The sequence below is a fragment of the Plantactinospora sp. GCM10030261 genome (assembly GCF_042666615.1).
In the GTDB taxonomy this organism is placed as follows: Bacteria; Actinomycetota; Actinomycetes; order Mycobacteriales; family Micromonosporaceae; genus KBS50.
The window spans coordinates 175,747-195,021 of record NZ_JBHTDD010000009.1; the positions used below are offsets into that span (position 1 = coordinate 175,747).

General features: G+C 66.5%; 13 protein-coding genes and 2 pseudogenes. 10 read left to right on the plus strand and 5 right to left on the minus strand.

The window, feature by feature from the left end:
• Nucleotides 1-21: 21 nt before the first annotated feature.
• The 3 genes from ACFQUZ_RS13810 (at nucleotide 22) to ACFQUZ_RS13820 (ending at nucleotide 3,170) form a co-directional block, all read left to right on the plus strand.
• Nucleotides 22-1,452 carry an AI-2E family transporter gene (locus ACFQUZ_RS13810; RefSeq protein ID WP_377441930.1) on the plus strand — a complete coding sequence of 477 codons (1,431 nt, stop codon included), beginning with the start codon at nucleotides 22-24 and terminating at the stop codon, nucleotides 1,450-1,452.
• Nucleotides 1,449-2,261 (plus strand): RNA polymerase sigma factor SigF, encoded by an 813-nt coding sequence (locus ACFQUZ_RS13815; RefSeq protein ID WP_377441932.1) that lies wholly within the window; start codon nucleotides 1,449-1,451, stop codon nucleotides 2,259-2,261. Before ACFQUZ_RS13810 ends, ACFQUZ_RS13815 begins: the two co-directional genes overlap by 4 nt.
• Nucleotides 2,262-2,345: 84 nt before the next feature.
• Nucleotides 2,346-3,170, plus strand: a complete 825-nt coding sequence (locus tag ACFQUZ_RS13820) for an alpha/beta fold hydrolase (protein ID WP_377441934.1) — start codon at nucleotides 2,346-2,348, stop codon at nucleotides 3,168-3,170.
• 180 nt (nucleotides 3,171-3,350) lie between these two features.
• On the opposite strand, the pseudogene ACFQUZ_RS13825 reads toward ACFQUZ_RS13820, so the two are convergent.
• Together ACFQUZ_RS13825 and ACFQUZ_RS13830 are read right to left on the minus strand one after the other, a co-directional pair.
• A pseudogene (locus ACFQUZ_RS13825) lies at nucleotides 3,351-3,655 on the minus strand (sigma factor-like helix-turn-helix DNA-binding protein); the annotation flags it as partial.
• Between the two features lie 94 nt (nucleotides 3,656-3,749).
• Nucleotides 3,750-4,049 carry a hypothetical protein gene (locus tag ACFQUZ_RS13830; RefSeq protein WP_377441936.1) on the minus strand — a complete coding sequence of 100 codons (300 nt, stop codon included), beginning with the start codon at nucleotides 4,047-4,049 and terminating at the stop codon, nucleotides 3,750-3,752.
• Between the two features lie 328 nt (nucleotides 4,050-4,377).
• Here ACFQUZ_RS13830 and ACFQUZ_RS13835 point away from each other — a divergent pair, with 328 nt between their 5' ends.
• The 3 genes and pseudogenes from ACFQUZ_RS13835 to ACFQUZ_RS13845 all read left to right on the plus strand — a co-directional run bounded on the left by ACFQUZ_RS13835 (nucleotide 4,378) and on the right by ACFQUZ_RS13845 (nucleotide 6,817).
• The gene (locus tag ACFQUZ_RS13835) at nucleotides 4,378-4,515 is read left to right on the plus strand and encodes a hypothetical protein (protein WP_377441938.1); all 138 of its coding nucleotides are present in this window, start codon (nucleotides 4,378-4,380) and stop codon (nucleotides 4,513-4,515) included.
• Between the two features lie 117 nt (nucleotides 4,516-4,632).
• A pseudogene (locus ACFQUZ_RS13840) lies at nucleotides 4,633-4,935 on the plus strand (fatty acid desaturase); the annotation flags it as partial.
• Between the two features lie 691 nt (nucleotides 4,936-5,626).
• Nucleotides 5,627-6,817, plus strand: coding sequence for an IS110 family transposase (locus ACFQUZ_RS13845; RefSeq protein WP_377441940.1), 1,191 nt, complete (start codon nucleotides 5,627-5,629; stop codon nucleotides 6,815-6,817).
• A gap of 410 nt (nucleotides 6,818-7,227) precedes the next feature.
• Here ACFQUZ_RS13845 and ACFQUZ_RS13850 read toward each other — a convergent pair whose 3' ends face one another.
• Nucleotides 7,228-9,717: a tetratricopeptide repeat protein gene (locus tag ACFQUZ_RS13850; protein ID WP_377441942.1), complete on the minus strand. Its 2,490-nt coding sequence runs from the start codon at nucleotides 9,715-9,717 to the stop codon at nucleotides 7,228-7,230.
• Nucleotides 9,718-10,245: 528 nt separating this feature from the next.
• On the opposite strand from ACFQUZ_RS13850, the gene ACFQUZ_RS13855 reads away from it, so the two are divergent.
• The 3 genes from ACFQUZ_RS13855 to ACFQUZ_RS13865 are packed head-to-tail and all read left to right on the plus strand — an operon-like array spanning nucleotide 10,246 to nucleotide 13,173.
• Nucleotides 10,246-11,778, plus strand: coding sequence for a hypothetical protein (locus ACFQUZ_RS13855; protein WP_377441944.1), 1,533 nt, complete (start codon nucleotides 10,246-10,248; stop codon nucleotides 11,776-11,778).
• A complete protein-coding gene (locus ACFQUZ_RS13860) occupies nucleotides 11,745-12,848 on the plus strand; it encodes a hypothetical protein (RefSeq protein WP_377441946.1) in 1,104 nt (367 codons plus the stop codon). The genes ACFQUZ_RS13855 and ACFQUZ_RS13860 overlap by 34 nt, the downstream gene beginning before the upstream one ends.
• Before the next feature lie 31 nt (nucleotides 12,849-12,879).
• On the plus strand, nucleotides 12,880-13,173 hold the full coding sequence (locus ACFQUZ_RS13865) for a hypothetical protein (RefSeq protein ID WP_377441948.1): 294 nt from the start codon (nucleotides 12,880-12,882) through the stop codon (nucleotides 13,171-13,173).
• A gap of 87 nt (nucleotides 13,174-13,260) precedes the next feature.
• On the opposite strand, the gene ACFQUZ_RS13870 is transcribed toward ACFQUZ_RS13865, so the two are convergent.
• A complete protein-coding gene (locus tag ACFQUZ_RS13870) occupies nucleotides 13,261-14,604 on the minus strand; it encodes a hypothetical protein (protein ID WP_377441950.1) in 1,344 nt (447 codons plus the stop codon).
• A gap of 467 nt (nucleotides 14,605-15,071) precedes the next feature.
• On the opposite strand from ACFQUZ_RS13870, the gene ACFQUZ_RS13875 reads away from it, so the two are divergent.
• Entirely contained in the window at nucleotides 15,072-17,333 is a 2,262-nt protein-coding gene (locus ACFQUZ_RS13875) for a DUF262 domain-containing protein (protein WP_377441952.1), read from the plus strand.
• A 237-nt stretch (nucleotides 17,334-17,570) separates the two neighbouring features.
• On the opposite strand, the gene ACFQUZ_RS13880 is transcribed toward ACFQUZ_RS13875, so the two are convergent.
• Nucleotides 17,571-19,067, minus strand: a complete 1,497-nt coding sequence (locus ACFQUZ_RS13880; RefSeq protein ID WP_377441954.1) for a DNA phosphorothioation-associated putative methyltransferase — start codon at nucleotides 19,065-19,067, stop codon at nucleotides 17,571-17,573.
• Nucleotides 19,068-19,275: the final 208 nt, after the last annotated feature.

The window sequence follows — 19,275 nt, forward strand, 5'->3', positions numbered from 1 at the left end:
CGCAGTACATAGAGGATCTCGATGAAAGTGACACCTCCCCCCACCCCGGAATTCGGCACCACCTGGATCGACACCGCGCGACGGCGGGCGCGAAGTCGTCTCGCCCCGGTGCGGCGGGGATGGCAACCGCCGGCGTTCACCGGCGGTCCGCCGATCGGCGGCACGACCGCGCCGGTCCCGGCCGAGAAGCGGGCACCCACCGTCGACGACGGGCTTCCCCCGGGGGTACGCACGGCGGGCGCCTGGGCGTGGCGGATCATCCTGTTCGTCGCGGCGGCGTACCTGCTCGTGCGGGTCGTCGAACTGCTGCGGGTGGTGGTGATCCCGGTCGCCGTCGCCCTGCTCCTGGCGGCCCTGTTCGAGCCGCTGGCCGCGGCCCTGCGCCGACGGGGCGTGAACCGTTCCCTGGCCGCCGTGCTGGTCCTCGTCACCGGGCTAACGGTCGTCTTCGGTGGCCTGACGCTGATCGTCCGGACCTTCATCTCCCAGCTGGACGATCTCAGCACCCAGGTCGGGGAAGGGGTCGACCAGGTCCAGCGGTGGTTGGCGCAGGGGCCCCTGCACCTGTCCCAGACGCAACTCGACGGTGCCGTCGACCGCCTCCAGACGTCGATCACCGACAATCAAGCGGCCCTCACCTCCGGCGCGCTGAGCACCGCAGCCACCCTCGGCGAGCTCGCCGCCGGGTTCTTCCTCGTCCTGTTCACCCTGTTCTTCTACCTCCGCGACGGCGGCCAGATCTGGGCCTTCATCTGCCGCCTGCTCCCTCGCGCGGCGCGGGTCCCGGCCGCTCGGGCCGGGCACTACTCCTGGCACACCCTGGTGTCCTACGTGCGCGCCACCGTCCTGGTGGCACTCGTCGACGCCATCGGCATCGGCATCGGCCTCGCGGTGCTGCGCGTACCCCTCGCACTTCCGCTGGCCGCGCTGGTCTTCCTCGGCGCCTTCATCCCGGTCGTCGGCGCCACCGTCACCGGCGTGGTCGCCGTCCTCGTCGCGCTGGTCACCCAGGGGCCGCTCAGCGCGCTGATCATCCTCGGCGTCGTCATCGCCGTCCAACAGGTCGAGGGACACCTCCTCCAGCCGCTGATCATGGGTCGTGCGGTGGCCCTGCACCCGCTCGCCGTGATCCTCGCGATCGCCACCGGCGTCGTCGTCGCGGGCATCGTCGGCGGCCTGGTCGCCGTTCCGCTGCTCGCCGTACTCAACACCGCCGTTCGCTACCTGGTCCACCACCCCGGCGGCGAACCCACCCCCGATCGAACGCCTCCCGGCACCACCTCCACCGACCACGAGCGAGCCCAGGACGAGCGAGCGGCCGAGCAGGCCGGGCAGCATGCCGACCCGGCCGCACCGCCGCCGGCCACCTCGTCGGTCGAACCGACCGACGAGGCGCCGGCCCGGAGTGCGGACCAGCAACTGCTCACCCTGGTGAAAGGCACCCCGTCATGACGCGCGTCGTGACACCCGTGACGGTCGGCGATCGGCCGACGAAGCGGAGCCGCCATGGGGCGGCCGACGGCGACGACCTGCTGCGGCAGCTGGCCGCGATGCCGATCGGCGATCCCTGCCGGGCGGCGCTGCGGGAACGGGCGGTCGAGGCCTGGCTGTCGTTGGCCAACCACCTGGCCAAGCGCTACGCCGGCCGCGGCGAGCACGCCGACGACCTGACCCAGACCGCCATGGTCGGCCTGGTCAAGGCGGTCGACCACTTCGACCCCACCCGCGGCGTCCCCTTCACGGCGTACGCCATCCCGACCATCATCGGGGAGCTCAAGCGTCACTTCCGGGACCACACCTGGGCGGTCCGGGTGCCCCGTCGCCTCCAGGAACTTCGACTGGCGATCAGCGCGGCGAACAGCACCCTGACCCACACCCTGGGACGCTCCCCCAGGATCGCTGACATCGCCGCGTATCTGGGTGTCACCGAGGAGGACGTCCTGGAAGGGATGGAGGGCGCCCGCGCGTACCGGAGCACCTCGTTGTCCACCCCGCTCGGCCCCGACTCCACCAGCGAACTCGGTGACACCCTCGGGGCCGACGAGGACGACTACGAACTGGTCGACCTGCGTGTCTCCCTCATCCCCGCGATGGCCGCCCTTCCCGACCGTGAACGCAAGATCCTGATAATGCGCTTCTACGGCAACCTGACCCAGGCCCAGATCGCCGAACAGGTCGGCCTCTCGCAGATGCACGTGTCCCGGCTGATCGCCAAGTCCCTGGCCAGCCTGCACCGTCGCCTCGCCGACGAGGTTCGCTGAGCCGGATGTCCCACCGCGGTCCGACGATCCCGGTCATGAGGTTTCGACGGAGGAAAGACGATGGCCTTATTGCGAAGAGCGCTGATGAGCCCGGCCGAGCGGCGGTTGGTGCACGCCGCTCCGGAGCCGGCGCGGGGATTCGTCAGCCACCGGGCCCGGGCCGGCCGGTCGTGGCTGCACGTCCGGGTCCGGGCAGGCGCGGACGACGGTGGTCCGCCGTGGGTGCTGGTGCACGGCTTGGCGGTGTCGCACCGCTACCTGATGCCCACCGCTGTTGCGTTGACCGGCGGCCCGGTCCACGTACCGGACCTGACCGGCTTCGGGCTGTCACCGAAGCCTCCGCAGGTCCTGGACGCGACAGAGCACGCGACGGTGCTCGCCACCTGGATGGATGCCGAAGGTCTCGCCGGCGCCCGTCTGATCGCGAACTCGTTCGGCTGCCAGGTCGCGGTCGAGCTGGCCATTCGGCGACCGGATCTGACCGCGACCCTCGTCCTGGTCGGCCCCACCGCGGACCCCGCAGCGGCGACCGTCGGCGGGCAGGTCCGACGCCTGCTGCGCGACCTGACCGCCGAGGATCCACGCCAGATCTCCACCCTCGTCGCCGACATCCGGGATGCCGGACCCCGCCGGGTGCTGGGCACACTGCGGCACTGCGTACGCCACCGGATGGAGCAGCGGTTGCCGCTGGTGCGGGCACCCACCCTGCTCCTTCGCGGAGAGTACGACTCGATCGTGCCGCGGACCTGGCTGCGTCAAGCCGCGGCGCTGGTGCCCGACGGCTCCTACGGCGAGGTCCCCCGCGCGGCACACAACGCCGTCACGACAGCCGGCGGCGACGTCGCCGCCCGCGCCTCCGCCTTCTGCCGGCCGCGCGGTACGAGCACCGGACCGGACGCGGGTCGGTAGGCGATGCGCGCCCTCGCTGGACGACGCGAGACTCCTAACCCGACGCTCCGCGCGTGTCCGCAGGCTGATGAACTGCCGCTTTCCGTTCGCCGCCTGTGTGTACCGGCCGTTGCGGGATGTTGCTGTGATCGCATGCTGGCGCTGCTGAGGTGGCTGACGGCGGGCAGGTCGACACGTGCATCGGGACACGCCGACCTGCTCGGCGATCTCGCTCTGGGTGAGGTTGTCGTAGAAGCGCAGGGTCAGGCTGGTGGGTTCGCGCTGATCGAGGGTCGCTGGCGCGGGGCCCGCGGGCGACGCGTAGCTCAGCAAGGACGAGTTCGTTGTCCTCGCCGCCGAGGGTGTCGCTCAATTTGGTGCTGCCGGTGTCGTCGCCGATTGGGGTGGACAGCGACACCGCGTTGTAGGCACGGGCGCTTCCGGCCCTTCCCGGGCCTCTTCCTCGGTGACCTGAAGCCGGCGGCGATGTCCGCGCTCTCCGGGGCGAGTCATCGGCAGCGGCGAGGTCTGCCCTGCAGCCACGCACGCACGCCACCGCCCGGTCACCGTGGTGACCGGGCGGTGGGGTCGTGCGGAGTATCAGGCGTTGTGGGAGGAGCGGCTGCCGGCCTTGGCCAGGCCGCGGCTGACCATGTATCCGATGGTCAGCATGGTGATGTAGAGCCAGGCGCGGTCGGCGCGGAAGAAGTCGCCGCCGGCGCCATTGTCGCCGTTGCCGTTGCCGTCGACCACGATGGAGGCGATCAGTACGCCGAGGACCATCGCCACGTAGGCGATGAACTCGGTGGTCTTGAAGGCCGGCTTCGTCTCATCGTGGCCGCGACGCAGCTCGGCGGCGTTGGTGTCGTGTCGGGTGGTGCCGGTGGGGGACGTGGTCATGTACAGCTCCTGGTTATCGGGTGCGCGCAGGGTGGGGACCCTCGGGTCTGCTTCTGCTGGCGCTGATGCCTCGGGCATCGAGGAAGTCGGGTCACGGAGTTCCGGGTGACCACCGGAGAGCGCGATCGTTGCGGTGCGCGCGGCGTTGTCGGTCAAGTACCCCACCGCAGTCGTCGCAAACACGCGGTGCTGCAGGCTGCTTGTTCCGCGTGGGCGGTGCTTGCGCGTAATCCGCGTGATCGGCCCTGGCCGGCTGGGCGACCGGGCGAGACTGAAGGTCAAGGGGCCCGGGAATCGGCCGGGTCGGCCGGGTAGGAGGGAGTGCACCGTGACGTCAGGTTCGGTCAGTGAACGGATCAAGGGTCTGCTCACCAGCCCGCGGGGCCGTGACCTGGTGCGGCGTGCCGTGGTCGAGCGGCCACACCGGGTACGCAGCACAAACTTCAGCAACTGGCGGCCCGTCTGACCGGTTGGTCTGGCCGACGTCACTGAGACAGCCTGCGGACTATGCAGTGCGGATCGGCCTCATCGCCGGTTCCTTCGGCGGACTGTGGATCCTGTTCGCCCGACTGGGCGAGTCGTGGTGGCAGCTCGGCGTCGCGGCCGCCCTCGCGTTGTCCTCGCGCAGGCCAGATTCATCGGCCACGACGCCGGCCATCGGCAGATCGCCCGTTCGCGCCGGGCGAACGACCTGATCGGCATCATCCACGGCAACCTCGTGACCAGGCTCAGCTACGGCTGGTGGGTGAACAAGCACAACCGGCACCACGCCCACCCGAACACCGAGGGCAGGGACCCCGACATCACCTTGGCGCCCCTTTCCTTCATTACCGGCCAGGCGCGCAGCCGGCGTGGCGTCCGCGCGCTCGTGGCACGCCACCAGGCGTACCTGTTCTTCCCGCTGCTCCTGCTGGAGGCCCTGCACCTGCACGCCAACAGCGTGCGGGCTTGTCCTCGGCCCGCGCCCGATGGTGCGTCGGCCCGCCGAGGCCGTACTGCTGGCCCTGCACATCGGCGGCTACCTCACCACCGTGATCCTGGTCCCACCCCCCCGCGCGGGCGGTCGCCTTCATCCTCGTCAATCAGGGCGTGCTCGGCCTGTACCTCGGCTGTTCCTTCGCCCCGAACCACAAGGGCATGCCGATCCTCGGCGCCGACAACAACCTGGACTACCTCGCACATCGTGTCCGAGGTGCCGGCCGGTGACGGCGGCAGGCTCGAGGTTGCCGCGCCCGCGGTGCCGGGAGTGGGGATGGCTGTGTGTGTTCCGCCGTGATCGTGGCTGAGCCTCGAGGTGCCCACCCACTTTCCCGCCTCGCGGGCGGGCTGGTTGAACGGGCACGGCCCTGGTGGCCGTAGACCCTGATGCCCGGGAGCGGTGGGTATGGCTGCGTGTGTTTCGTCGAGATCGCTTGGCTCACGGTAGGAGATGCCACCCGCCGCTTCGTCGTCTGCGAGATTCGGTAGACCGCTGATGGAGATCCGCGACCTGCGTTCGCATCGTTAGAAGATGCCGGCAAACCCGACCCCAGACGAGGCACATTCGAGCAAACCGACCGACGAAGGAGAGCACGACGGTGGCGAAGCTGTGGATCGGCGTGGACATCGGCAAAACCCACCACCACGTGGCCGCCGTCGACGGCGACGGCCGACTCGTCTACTCCCGCCGAGTAGCCAACGACGAGACCGCCCTCCTCACCGTCATGGCCGAGGTGTCGACACACGGCCGGCCGGTCTGCTGGGCAGTCGACGTCACCACCGGCCTGTCCGCCCTATTGCTGACCCTGCTGTGGCGGCGCCAGGTCCAGGTCCGCTACGTCTCCGGCACCGTCGCGTTCCACATGGCCGCCGCGTTCGCCGGAGAACACAAGACCGACGCCCGCGACGCGGTCGTGATCGCACAGACCATCCGCATGCGCCCCGACATCCCCATCCTGGAACCCTCCGACCGGCTCCTCGCCGAACTCACCGTGCTGACCGGCTACCGCGCCGACCTCGTCGGGCAGCGCGTCGCCACCCTGTTCCGCTTGCAGGAACTCCTCACCGGCATCAGCCCTGCCCTGGAGCGGGCGGTGGACCTCAACCGCAAAGCCCCGATGATGGTCCTCGCCTGCTGGCAGACACCGGCCGCGATCCGCCACGCCGGCGTCGACCGGATCACCGCCCTGCTCCGGCGCGGGCACGTCAAGAACGCCGTCCAGGTCGCCGAGGCGATGGTCGGCGCAGCCCGGCAGCAAACCGTCACCCTGCCCGGCCAGCGTGCCGCCGCCGTGGTCGTCGGGCAGATGGCCACCGAGATCCTCGCCCTCGAACAACGCATCGCCGCCGTCGACGACCTCATCGCCGAACACCTCGACCAGCACCCCCTCGCACCGATCATCGAAAGCATGCCCGGCATGGGGCCCCTGCTCACCGCGGAACTACTGGTGCACACCGCCGGCATGACCGAGTACGACAGCCCCGCGAAACTCGCCGCCCACGCCGGCCTGGCACCTGTCTCTCGCGACTCCGGAACGGTTTCCGGCAACCATCGGCAGCCCCGCCGCTACCACCGCAGGTTGCGGCACATTCTCTGGATGGCCGCATTCACCGCTGCCCGAGAATGCCCCACATCGCGCTCCTACTACGAAAAGAAACGCGCCGAAGGCAAGAACCACCGCCAAGCCATACTCGCCCTCGCGCGACGGCGGGTTGATGTCCTCTGGGCACTTATCCGCGACCGCAAGACCTTCACTCGACCGGCACCAGCGGTCCGCGCCGCAGCCTGAACCAGCCCGCTCCCCACCGACGCGAGCCCATCGCGCCGGCCGCTTCACCCTGCTTGCCAAGATCAACAAGAGTTACATGGAGACTCCTAAGACGACGCTCTATCTGCACCCAGAGGCTCGCTACCTGCGGGTTCCTATTCCGTTTTCACGTTAGTGGGTCGCACACGCGCGTTGCTGTGCTCGCTTGCGGAAGATCAGCAGGACAGTCGTAATCCCTGCTCAGACCATGCTTCGGTCGGTCCGACATGTCCTTGCCGAGATCCGGCGAAGTTGCCGCGCTGCGTCAGTGAACATGTTATGACGGCCGGGCTCTGGCCGGATATGAGCCGCGAGGTGCTGTATGTCTTGGACCATGGAGGCGGTGCGCTGGGCAACCGGACGCGGCCGACGGAGCAACCCCAGTGACTAAGTTAGCGCCGAAGCTTGGCCAGCGAGGCGCGTAGCAGCGCGACTTTCAGCGTTAACGGATGATCCCCCCCAAGAACGCGAAGAGCGGTTGCGTATGTCTGTTCGGCCAAGGCGGATGCCTGGTCGGCGCGCCCATCGAGGTGGTAGGCGCAGGCGACGTGTACCGCCGAGATCAGGGTCTGGGGGTGGTGTTCGCCAAGGACTCGGCGACGCTCGGCCAAGGCCCGCTCGCTCAATGGGACAGCTTTGTCTGGGCGGCCGGCCGCAGCGTAGGCATCCGCAAGATTACTGGCGGACTGCAACGTATCTGGGTGGTCGTCACCAAGAATCCGACGGCGCGCCGCCAGTGTCTTCTCGTTCAAGGGGATGCCACGGGCGAAGTTGCCAACCTGAATGTATGTATCGGCAAGGTCGCTGGCAGAAGTCAAGGTGTCGGGGTGTTCCTCACCGAGAATCCGGCGACGGTCGTCGTACGTACGTCGGTAGAGCTTGAAGCCTCGCACCCTATCCCCGGTGGCCTCATAATCACCCGCTAGATCATTTGCGGATGCGAGCGTAGCCGGGTGATCGTCGCCGAGTACCCGGCGACGACCCTCAAGCACCTCCTCGTGAAGAGACGTCGCCCGCTGCAGATCCCCGGCCCTCGCCAGCGAGCAGGCCAGGTTGTTCCGGGCGGTAAGAGTGTCCGGGTGATCAGCGCCAAGGAGTTCGACGTACCCCGTCACGATCTGTTGCTGGAGGTCGATCGCACGTTTCAGATTGCCCTTACCCTCAAGAACGGAGGCCAGGTTGTTGGCTAACGCCAGTGTCTGGGGGTTGTTATCGCCGTGGACTCGACGGCTGTTGGCGAGAGTCTGTTCGAGCAGCGGAAGCGCACGCTTGAGGCTGCCGGCCGCCCGGTAGGAGGCAGCGAGGTTGTTGGCAGCAGTCATGGTCTGAGGGTTGTCACCACCGACGATTCGCTGAGTCTCGGCGAGGATCTGCTCGTGTAGCGAAACCGCTCGCTTTAGGTCGCCGGCGGCGAGGTAGGCGTTGGCCAGTTTTGTCTGGGCGCCCAGCACGCTTAGAGGATCGTGCTCCTCGCCATCGCGCAGGGCGGCGACGCCTCGTTCGAGATGCATGGTGGCCCGTTGCACGGCGCCCTGCTCGCTGAGGAAGGCGCCGAGTTCGGTGAGCAGGACACCGGTGACTGAGTCGGGGTGCTGAGGAGAATGCCGGGCGAGCGCTTCGACGTGAACCACCAGGGAGCGGTATGCCGGCCACGATGCCGGATCATGTCGGTCGCTGGGAAGAGCAGCGATGAGGGCGTCGACGGCGAATTGCCGTGCCGCCTCAATGTCGTCTGCTTGCCGGTGCGGGTCATCCGGATCAACCGTACGAGCGACAGCTTGCACCAGTCGGTGCAGGGTCACCGTCCCGGCGCGGATGTCGGTGCTGAGCATGTTGTAGGCCGCAAGCCGACCGATCGCCTTAGCGATGGCCGGTGGTGCAGCCAATCCATCAAGCAGGGCTCTAGGAATCGCTTCAGAGGAGTACCAAGCCAGTACCCTCAGCGTGTGGGCGATGAGCGGCTGGTCTACGAAACGGTCAAGGGTGACGCGCCAGATCCGGGCGATGGTCCGTTCAGCGTCCCGCCCCTCGCCAGCTGCTGAGTAAATGGTCGCGGGGTAGGCGGCGAGCATCGAGAGGTAGTCGCGGGGCCCGATCCCAGCCTCCGACATGAAGCTAGCGGCCTGTTCGACCGCGAGGGGAAGGCATCCTAGCTCCGTGCAGACTTCGGCTATGCCGGGTAGGTCCGGCTCGTGAGAGTGGTCCCGCAGTGTGGCTGCGACCAGCTGTACCGCCTCATCGAGGTCCAGCACCTTTAGCCGGATTGTGGCGGACAGGCCGGTCCAGCCGGTGGCCCGCCGACTGGTGACTAGGAATCGGCCACTTGGGCAACGGGCGAGCAGCCCAGCTAGGTCAGCGGGATCTGTAACGTTGTCGAGGATCAGCAGCCAATCCTGGTGACTGGCCAACCATTGCAGGGCGCGCTCGCGGAGTGCCTCTGTCGGCAACAGTCCGCTCAGTTCCGGCTGCAATGCGACCGCCAAGCTAACGAGGCCTGCGTCGATCGTCGCAGGGGTGTCAGCCGCTATCCACCAGACCGGGTTGAAATCGCTCGTTCGGCCCGCTGCCCACCGGGCGGCCAGGGTGCTCTTGCCTACCCCGCCGAGGCCATGCACGGCCTGAACTACCACTCCAGCCGGGGCCGCCAGATGTGCGTCGAGACGATCCAGCAGCGCAGTACGGCCGATGAAAAACCGCTGACGTACCGGAAGATTCACCAGACCGGGTGGGGCCTCGATCTGACGGGGCGGCAGCAGCGCGGCTGGGGGCAAGACCATTGCCTGTGCCGCCGTCACCTGGACGTTAGTTGTGCCCGACCCGGTCGAGACGATCCCGGCGAGATCGCCACCGATCGCGACCGACTGCGCGCCGGCCGCCTCCACCGACGACCGCGTTTCGGCGGTAGTCGGTAGCCCTTCACTTTTCCGTCGAGGGCTCACCGCTGCTGACGGGGCGAAAAGCCATCGCCTGTGGAAACGATTCCGCCGACATGGCCACCCACCGCGACCGACCGTGCACCAGAGGCATGCACGGAGACGGCCGGGTCTGGCCTGCACTCAGAGTCTGTGCCAGGACCATCGGATCGCGCTCCCAACAATGCCGCGACCGCGACCACAAAGCTGGCCACCCCTGCCAGCCAGCTGGCGACTTCGACACCCCGGAGTCCGAACAGCACGGCGGATAGCGCTGAAGCAAGCGCCGCAACGCCTCCCACAGCGACGATCGTCCAACGGCGTGCACGTCCCATGGCTTCATAATGCCAACCGTCGACAAGTGACACCATGGCCGGCGCGGTGCGGAGTCGTCGTGCAGGGCGGCGGAGCCGACAGTTCGGTCCATTCTCGAACCGGGCTGCCATGTACGGCCGTGTCCAGCTCCATCGGGTACGCCGTGCCCCTTACTGTCGGGTGGTGCAGCGATGGGATTCGCTCAATGAGCGGCAGCTTGACCTGCTTCGCCGGATCCACGGCGGTGATGACCTCAGCGGCTCGGATGGCGTCGAGTACCGCCGGTCGGCGCGTGCGCTTCAGGACCGGAACCTGGTGACGGTGACACGCAAGGCAGGGGTGTGGAGGGCGTGCTCGACCGATGCCGGTCGCTTCTACCTTGAGCATGGCCACCATCCCGATCATCCCGACCACCGTGCTTCCCTCCCGCAGTCCGAGACGCCGGCACCCGGCGGCATCGCCGGCGGCGCTTCGTCGGCGGACCTGCTGCGATCGGCTCGCGAACTGCTCGACCGCCTACAGCACGAGGGCGGCATGGTGCGTATCGAGAGTCCCGATAGTGGAACGAGGGCCCGGTACCGCCGGATCATTCACGCGTTCAAGCAGCAGGGACTTGTCCCGTCGGGTCACCATCTGCGCCACACTGGCCGCGACGCCGGCGACATCGTCATCCGCCTGTACTCCGATGCCGGTCCGGACGAGACCGACTGGAACCGGATCCGGCTCAACACCCGACGTGTCACCACCGACCCGCATCTGGCGTTCAGCGCCCTCGAAGCCGATCCGACCAACCTCGCCGTCAGCGCGGACCTAATGTCCCGGGCATTGCTGCTGATCCGGCAGCTCGCCGGCGAGGCAGCCCGGCGTGGGCACCGGCTCGGGGTCAACACCAAGGCGAAACACCCGCGGGTGTTCCTCCAGGCCGGGCAGGTTCGACGCACGGTCACCCTGACCGAGGAACGCGACCAGGTCCCGCACGAACCCACCGCCGAGGAGCTGAAGGTGCTGCGCCTGCGGCCGTGGATGAAACCCCCGGAGTTCGACGTCGTCGACTCCGGCAGGCTCCGCTTGGAGATCGCCCGGGCTGGACACGACAACCGGGACACCTGGACCGACACCGCACGCGTACGTCTGGAACAGCGCGTCGCGCAGATCATTCAAGGGTTCGAGGCTGGCGTCACCGCCGATGAACAGCAACGGCGGGCAGCCGAAGTTGCGCGGGAGAAGGTTGCGGCCGAGCACCGGCGGCGGCAGGAGGAAGCCGCGGCCGAGCGCAGACGCCAGGAGGAGGCCACCCTCGCGCAATGGCACGCCGCGATGGCCGACGCCCGCGTCCGGGCCGCGGACAACATCCGCGCGGAAACCTTCCGCAACGCCTACCAGGCGTGGTCCACCGCAGCTGACATCCGCGCGTTCTGCACCGCCCTTGAACAAGCGGCCGAGGGGCGGACCGGCGCCGGCGGGTACCTCGCCAGCTGGGTCGCGTGGGGCAGGGCCGCCGCCGACCGGATCGACCCCATCCGCAATCCCCGCGTGCTGGCCGACCTCGACTACAACCCCGAACCCGGACCCGACGACCTGCGCCCGTTCCTCGGTGACTGGAGCCCCCACGGGCCACGCAAGGAGCACCGCCCTGATCACGACCGGCAGGCCCACGCCGGCATCCGCCGACAGGCCGAATCGTGGCACCACGGGCTGCTCGACCGCGGCGCCTGAAGTGCGTCCACACCTCAACCGCCACCACACTCCGGCCGGATGCGCACGAGCCTGCGCCGGGACCTGCCGCCATCGCGGCGCGAACCGCCAGCACGATCCGATACCACGCAACAAGCGACGCTTACCCGAAGGACGGCTGGATGAGAATCGACCCCTCCCGCTTCACGGTCGGCGACGAATGGGCGTACCGGCAGTCGGACCACGCACGGTCCGAACGCGTCCGCATCCTGGCGGTCGAGCCGAAGAAGACCAGCGCCCGCCTCGAGATCAGATTCCTCGACGACCCCGACGAACGGGTGGAGAAGGTCCCCGGGTCGCGGCTGCGGGTGCCGTGGAGCGAGGTCGGGACCTTCGACGCGCTGATGGCGAACTGGCAACGCATCGACGATCTGAGCCTCGATCACACAGAGGAAGCCTGCGTTGAGGAGATCTTCGGCCTCTTGATCAGCGATGACGTAGCCGAGCTGCTCTGGTCCCCGGTGTCATGCGCCACCGATATCCACGACAGGGCCCGGCTGAGCGAGATCATCGGCGGCCCGGTCGACGACATCCTCGCCTCGGCCGAATGGTTCGACCACGACGGCCGGACCATCCTGTCACCGGCCGGCACCCTCCAACTGGTCGAAGCCGCATGCCGCGCCCACCCGACCCAGGTCCTCGACCTCGTCATCGAGCAGGAAGCCCAGTCCCGCCGCAAATGCAAGTTCGGCGATGAGCACCGCATCGGCCGCGACAGCCGGTCGACCACACCGGAATGGGAGTACGACTGGTACCGCCGCCACGACCGGCCCCGCCACGAACTACTACGCCAGTGGTGCGGCCACCGCGCAGTCACCCACCACGAACGGTTCCTCGCCACCGAAGCCGAAACCCATCGCCTCGACATCCTGATAACCGACCTCCTCAAGGCCCTGGACAACCTCGGCGAACACGAACAGGCCTCCCGCTTCGCCGAGGAACACGAACGCGAGCGCATCACACCCCACACGATCCGCCCCGTCGTCGAACGCCCTCTACACCCCTCCGAGATACCCGTACGCGAGATCAAGGTCAGGCGCCGCTGGTGGTGAACATCCGCCGCACAAACGGTCCGATGTTCAGGTGCGTCTCACCAAGCTTCAGTCCACCGGCACCCAGAAGGGCGTCGTGGAGGCCGCCAGCGGATTCCAGAGTGGTGCCTTTGACTTCGCCAAGGCCCACGGCATCGCGTGGGTACGGCTGGTCGACAACGCCTGGACGTACATCTCATGTCACACCGTTACGACGCCCCCACCCGCGCTCACCGGCGCGTACTCCGGCTACGCGATGACGCCCGACGGCGAGGGAGAGTACGAGTTCACCCTGCTGACCGGCAGCGCCGAGAACAGACGCTCAGCGTTGATCACAACGGCCTAACCTTGTCTGACGGCGCCATCGCCACTTCGCGAGCCGATCCCATCCGCCGGGCGATGGCACCGAGCCAAACAGCCGGCGTCCGGGCAATCAGGCCCAGACTCTGGCCTCCCTGGCGAAGCACGGCCAGGGCCGCGTGCCGGCACCGAACTCGCCGCTGAGCATCGCGGCGACCTGCCGGCTCCAGGTGCGGAGATCGATCAGCTCGAGCATCAATTCCGCGATCGCGGCGAAGTTCAGGGACGTCGACCAGAGCCGGTTGCCCGACCGTACGGCGACGTTCAACAACGGCTTCGAGGGGTCCTCGGTGCCGTCGAGACGCTGCAGCCAGGACGCTTCGACACCAGCCTTGGCCAGCGAGTCGATGATCTTTTCCGGGTTTATGCAGACGGCGAAGAACATGCCGTCGGCGATGAGGCTGGCCGCGACCTCGGCTTCGATCGGGTAAATCGCCCAGGGTGGGCGCACGAGAGTACGACCGGCCTGGTCGATGCTCAGCAGCGTCAGCGTGTGCCCAGGGTCGTCGGCGCCGATGCGGCGGCGGACCCGGTCGAGTTCGGCGCTGAACCGAGTCCCGAACTCCTCAGCCGTGTACCGGCCGGCGGCGGTGAACTGACTGGCCGCCACGACCGCGCGGCCGGACGAGACCACGCCTCCGGCAATACCCGTCCGCGCATGCGCCAAGCCGAGGATGTCACGCAGGCCCGCCAAGTCGGTGCGGTAGTCGATGGTGGTGCGCACCGGTGCGTAGCCGCTGGGCAAATCGCCGGTCTCGTCGGCGAGGACCTGCGAGGTGTCGGCCAGCAGCCGCTCCTGGGCAGGAACTCGATACCGCTGGTTGGTCTTGATCTCGCGGAGCCAGGCCCAGCCGTCACGGCCGAGGACGGTGACGTCGCCGACACGGATGACGTTGGTCAGGTCGTGGTGCAGCACGAACTCCCGCTTCTCGCGCCACGCGGTCTCGATGACCTCCAGCTCTGCGGCCAGGCCGGTCTTGCCGTACATCGGACCGGGAGCGTCGGCGCGCGACAGCGCCACGATGATGTTGCGTTGGTAGCCGAAGACTTTCCAGGCGAGTGCGTCCGCGATCGACTTGAGCTGGCGCCAGATCCGCTCGTAGACGTCGCTCTCCAATATCCAGGATTCCCGGTCGGTGCGGTCGAGGGCTGTGCCGAGTTCGGGTGCGTCAGCGGTGAGGTTGCGGTGCCTATCCAGTCGTTTGATCTGCCGGCTGATCGCGGAACGACGCTGCTCGGTGTCGAGGACCATGCCACGGAGCCGACTCTGGAAGTGGTACAACTCCTCGGCAGAGCGGCAGGCGCGTAATGTCCGGATCAGATCGATCAAGGCGCGCAGGGTCTCCTGGTGCGCCGGATGCGTCAGGATGAGGTCGATCTGATCGCCGTCCGCACGATCCATCAACGTGGCGCGCACCGTGCCTCCTGCACTGCCGACCGGTTGGCATTCGCATCATCCGGACAGCTCACCGTATCGGCAAACGAGTTCGCCGCTACGTAGCGCCGGCGGCACTGTGCCCGCGTCGGAAGCGATCCGCGGCCAGGGACGCCAGGGCGTGTGCAGAAGAGCGCCGGCAGAGGCAACGGCGGTGCCGGTGTGCTCAACTTGCCAGGTTCGTGTGGGCTCCGCGCCGCACATCGGAGCACCATCGGAAGCACCAGCCGGGCCGGTTTGCGCCGAGAGTCGATGCCTCCATGACCGTCGCAATACACGCACGATCCACACAGGCCGGACGACAGACGAGGGTCCATACGCGCGTTCCCGCAGCTCAAGCCCTTTTGATCTTGCGTGCTCGAAGGGACTCGAACCCGTCACCCTCTGGTCCGTAAGATCGAGGACGACGATCGCGCCGAGCACGGTCCATCATCGAGGTAGGTTCTCGCATGCCAAGCAACTTCACCGCCGACCCATCGACGCTTCGCCAGCTGATCCTGCAGCCGGGGCAGGGATTCTATGTTCCTGCCTACCAGCGCGACTTCACCTGGGGTTCGGACGAGATCAGTCGGCTGTTCGAGGATCTAGAGCAAGGGATCACAAGGGCCGCGCAGGGGAAGACGCCCTCGACATTCCTGGGCTCGGTGATCCTCGTCAGTGACAGAGACAGCGTGATGCCAAAGCATGTGGATGCGCTTCCGACGACGGTGCTCCAGGTCGTAGACGGCCAGCAGCGGCTTTCGACGCTACTCACCGTGTTCGTGGTTCTATCGAGGTTCGTGTCTGACGATATGCGTTGGCTCCAGCAGCAGATTGACGCCGGGTCTAAGAACCCACTCGACATCTGGTTGCTAAACACGCTGGGCGAGCGGCGCGACGAACTCCTCGACGCAATCGCTTTCAAGACTTACTCAGGCGCCGGCGAGTTCAACATGAAGCCCCGTCTGATTCGCCAAGTGAGTGACGTATGGGGTAATGACGCTATTCATGCTATCTATGAGAGCGACATGGCCTGGCTACTGATGGAGGCGGCGCGCTACCGGATCCAGAAGCAGCAACATGCCGCGATACCGGTGCCCTCTGATCGGCTGCATCTGGACTTGGTGCTCCGGGTGATCGCCGGTCACATCGATGACCTGAGAATGGGTGCGGATGAGGTTGATTGTGATGTCCTTACAGAGCTTCAATTTCTTTCGGACATCGGCATGGCGAAAGCCCTCATCGGGTCCAATTCGGCTCCTGTGGTCGACCCAGACGCGCTAGATGACCATCGGAAATCAGCCGCACGTCTCCTAGTCCTTGCGTCGTTCCTCTTAAACGGGGTGCTAGTCATCGACGTCAAGGCACCGGACGAGGATTACGCTTTCGCGCTGTTCGAACCCCTCAACACCACCGGACAGCCCCTGACTGCCTTGGAGACGCTAAAGCCGTTGGTCGTTCGCAGCGAAGGCGGAATCACGAACTACAGCACCTCGCCTTCGGCGGCGGCGTTCGGTCGCGTCGAGTCCTATTTCCCACCCTCCATGCGTGCGGACGACCGATGGAAGTTGTCAGCCGACATGCTCACCGCGTTCGCGCTGGCGGACACGGGGCGAAAACTGCCGCGTACTCTTCTCGATCAACGGCGGTACCTCCGCCTCCAGTTCCAGTCCGTGGCGCCCCCGAATGGAAGCGTCGAAGGGGCCCGGGCTTTCGCGGATCAGCTTGCCGACGTTTCGGCCTTCCTGTTCGAGGTTTGGCCTCGTAACGGCACATCCCCGCTTATGTCATCCGGCACCGACTTGGACCGCTTGTGCTTGGAGGTATTGCGATCGACTAACCATACAGTCGTCCTTGCGCTGCTTGCGCGTTATTACTCGGAGTGGGCCGCTTGCCCGAGTTCCGCTAGCCGAAGTGAGTTCATGAGCGTCTTGCGAGCCGTGACTGCCTTCTGGGTGCTCTGGCGGACGTCGCGGGCGACGACGAGGGGGATCGACGATGTTCACCGCAAGTTAATGGTCACCGGCCACCCCGCGACAGGGCTTCCGGCCATGGCGAGGCGCGCTGGTGCTTCGGCGACCCTGCCCGCAGCCACGGAGGTCCGTGCAGCCTTGAAGAGCCTCCTGTCGACGCGGGGGAACATAAGTGCCGAGGCGGACTGGGTCGCAAAGGTGACAGTGCAACCGCTTTACCAGACCAGCAAGCAACTCGCGAAGTTCATCTTGCTGTGCGCCCATGACGACCGGATCGAAGATTATTCGGTGCCCGGCTTGGTTCGGCGCGGCGTTCCCGGGTCCTTCCGAGCTCTGACCTCCGAGGCCTGGGACTCCCACTACTCGGTCGAGCACATCGCACCGCAGAATCTCGCCCAGGGTGACACCTCCTACGACCAGGCAATCTACGACCAGGGCCTCACGGACCGTCTCGGGAACCTCACGCTAATGCCGGTTGACCTCAATGAGCTCATCGGAAACAAGACGTGGTCATACAAGAGATGCATCTATGCAGTCCTATCCGAGACCGATCCAAATGTGCGCCTGACGCACATGCAGCAGCAATTACCAGGGCTTGCGCCGAAAACGAAGAATGTTCTACAGTCGGCCTCATACCTCCCGTTCTGTGAATTTCTCGACAAGCAGGCAGCGTCGCCCCTGCCCCACTCGTATGTGGCACAGCGAGGACAGCGCCTAGCTGAGCTTGCGGTCGAGCGGTTGTGGCCAATGTTGGCATGAAGGACATCCGAGTAAGGCGGGGGCGAGTACCTTGACCTAATCGAGGTCCACATCATTTTCGATGGTACTGGGCCTCGCCGTGACGTGGCATGCGGTGAAGGCTCGTTAGGAATAACAGATAGAGGGCGGCGTCTGCCGCCGTTGTTTGGCCTTACGGCGAAACAGGGGAGCCTCGACAATGGGAAAAACGACGCCGCCGTCGCTGTTGGTCGTTCACCAACTGGGTGCTGAACAACGTTACTGGAATACCTCAGGAGCGGGCGCCGTCGTGATGCGGACGATGCGGTGCCCGGCTAGCCGGTAGCCCCGTTCCTGTAGCCGCTGCTCCCACCCGGTTTGAGTGCCAATGGTCACGGGCTCGTGCAGCAGTCCGGCGCGCTCTTCCTGCTTGGTCAGCCGGGCGAACTTGTCGCGGCCGGGGTAGTCAAGGGGGACGAACGCTTCTTTACGATGAAGAACGGGCGGGTTGGTTGAGCTGCGGAAGTCAGTGTATTTGACGGACAGCTTCCTAAGATCTGCTCTCAAGGACGTTGCCAATACGGGGTGTGGTGCCTTGTCGAAGTTTGGATACGAGAGGTAGGATACCTTGGCCATTATCCGCGAGAACTTGATGATTGTGCACTCCGTCACTGTCCCGGTGAGCGTCCGGGCGCATCCTTCATAAACACGGAGGAGCGGATCAAGCAACTGAATTGCCGTAGCGTGCACATACAGGGCGTCGGCCGTTAACTTTCCGATATCGGACCGACTGCATGCATTGTTCAATGCCTTTTGATCGGCGATGGCGTGTAGTAGTTCGTCCGCCTGGGAGCAGGCAGCTCGGTAGGATCCGAATAGCGTTCGTACGTCGAGCGCTACGCCCTTGGGTAGATCCGACGCCTTGGGTCGGCCTCGGAACGCGGCGAGTGCGAGATAGACCAGGAGATCTCGTTCTGCTTGATGGCGAGCTCGCGTAAGGTCCCTGTCCCAGTCTTGGCTGCCGGAAACATCCCGTAACAGCGCTGCAGCTTGTTTCAGCGAAGGGAAGGCGCCCAGAAGCCGACTTGCTGTTCCGGCAATCTCCTCTGGATCGGGGACTCGGCCACGACTGGCGATGAAGGCCGCCAGCGCGTCCATGTCTTCGCGGTGGATGTCGTAGAGGGCTTGCCGACGGCGTGGCCGGCTCGTGGGTGCGGGTCGGTGCCGAGTACGCGACGCTAGAAAGGTTTGGGCGTCAGAGTCCTGACGGAAGACGTAGAAGACGCCAGGCGCGGCGGCGATGCAATCGGTGCGCAGCTGAACGTTGATCCAGTCGCGTAGTTCCGCCTGACTGTAGAACTTCTGGAAGGTGCCGCGCTTGGTGATGATCCCGTCGCCGTGACGGCGGCCGGTGACGGTTCGTGCTTCCCAGTCGGTGCGGGCCGCGACGACGAGTACCTGCCGGGCCAAAGCCCAGGCTGATGCCAACGTTTGAGCCCGCTCGGTGGGGTCTTCGATGACGTTGATGACGTACCCGAGGTTGACCACGTCCGCTGCATGCCGTTCGGCGTCGGGGCTGTGTCCTGGGTCCCAGCCGTGGGCGGTGTAGCCCATGGCCCGGAGGCGCGCGACGTCTCCGCCGCGTCCGCAGCCATAGTCGAACAGCGTGGAGTTAGCGCTCAGGACGCCATCCGCCATTGCCAGCGCGATAGGTTTGGACAGGTGCTGACGGGCGATCGCTGTCTGGTAGCGGGGAATCACCTGGGCGCTGTCCATAGCTCACGATTCTGCCGGTTCGTAGCCGAGGACCGAAGAGTACACGCAGCAGGAAGCATCCGCCCCCTGTTCCACTCATCCTGTCACGCCACGCGTAGGGCTGGGTACGCTCGCTTAGCACTAGTTTAAACGTCCAACATCAGTAAGGCTGACTTGACTGAGTTGCATATTCAGGGGTCACTGTCCAGCGAGAGGGCTAGCCCACTGG

Bases quoted from the DNA above. Each gene is read 5' to 3' on its own strand.
- ACFQUZ_RS13810 (WP_377441930.1), top strand. From the start codon at position 22: ATGAAAGTGACACCTCCCCCCACCCCGGAATTCGGCACCACCTGGATC.
- ACFQUZ_RS13815 (WP_377441932.1), top strand. From the start codon at position 1,449: ATGACGCGCGTCGTGACACCCGTGACGGTCGGCGATCGGCCGACGAAG.
- ACFQUZ_RS13820 (WP_377441934.1), top strand. From the start codon at position 2,346: ATGAGCCCGGCCGAGCGGCGGTTGGTGCACGCCGCTCCGGAGCCGGCG.
- ACFQUZ_RS13830 (WP_377441936.1), bottom strand. From the start codon at position 4,049: ATGACCACGTCCCCCACCGGCACCACCCGACACGACACCAACGCCGCC.
- ACFQUZ_RS13875 (WP_377441952.1), top strand. From the start codon at position 15,072: ATGCCAAGCAACTTCACCGCCGACCCATCGACGCTTCGCCAGCTGATC.
- ACFQUZ_RS13880 (WP_377441954.1), bottom strand. From the start codon at position 19,067: ATGGACAGCGCCCAGGTGATTCCCCGCTACCAGACAGCGATCGCCCGT.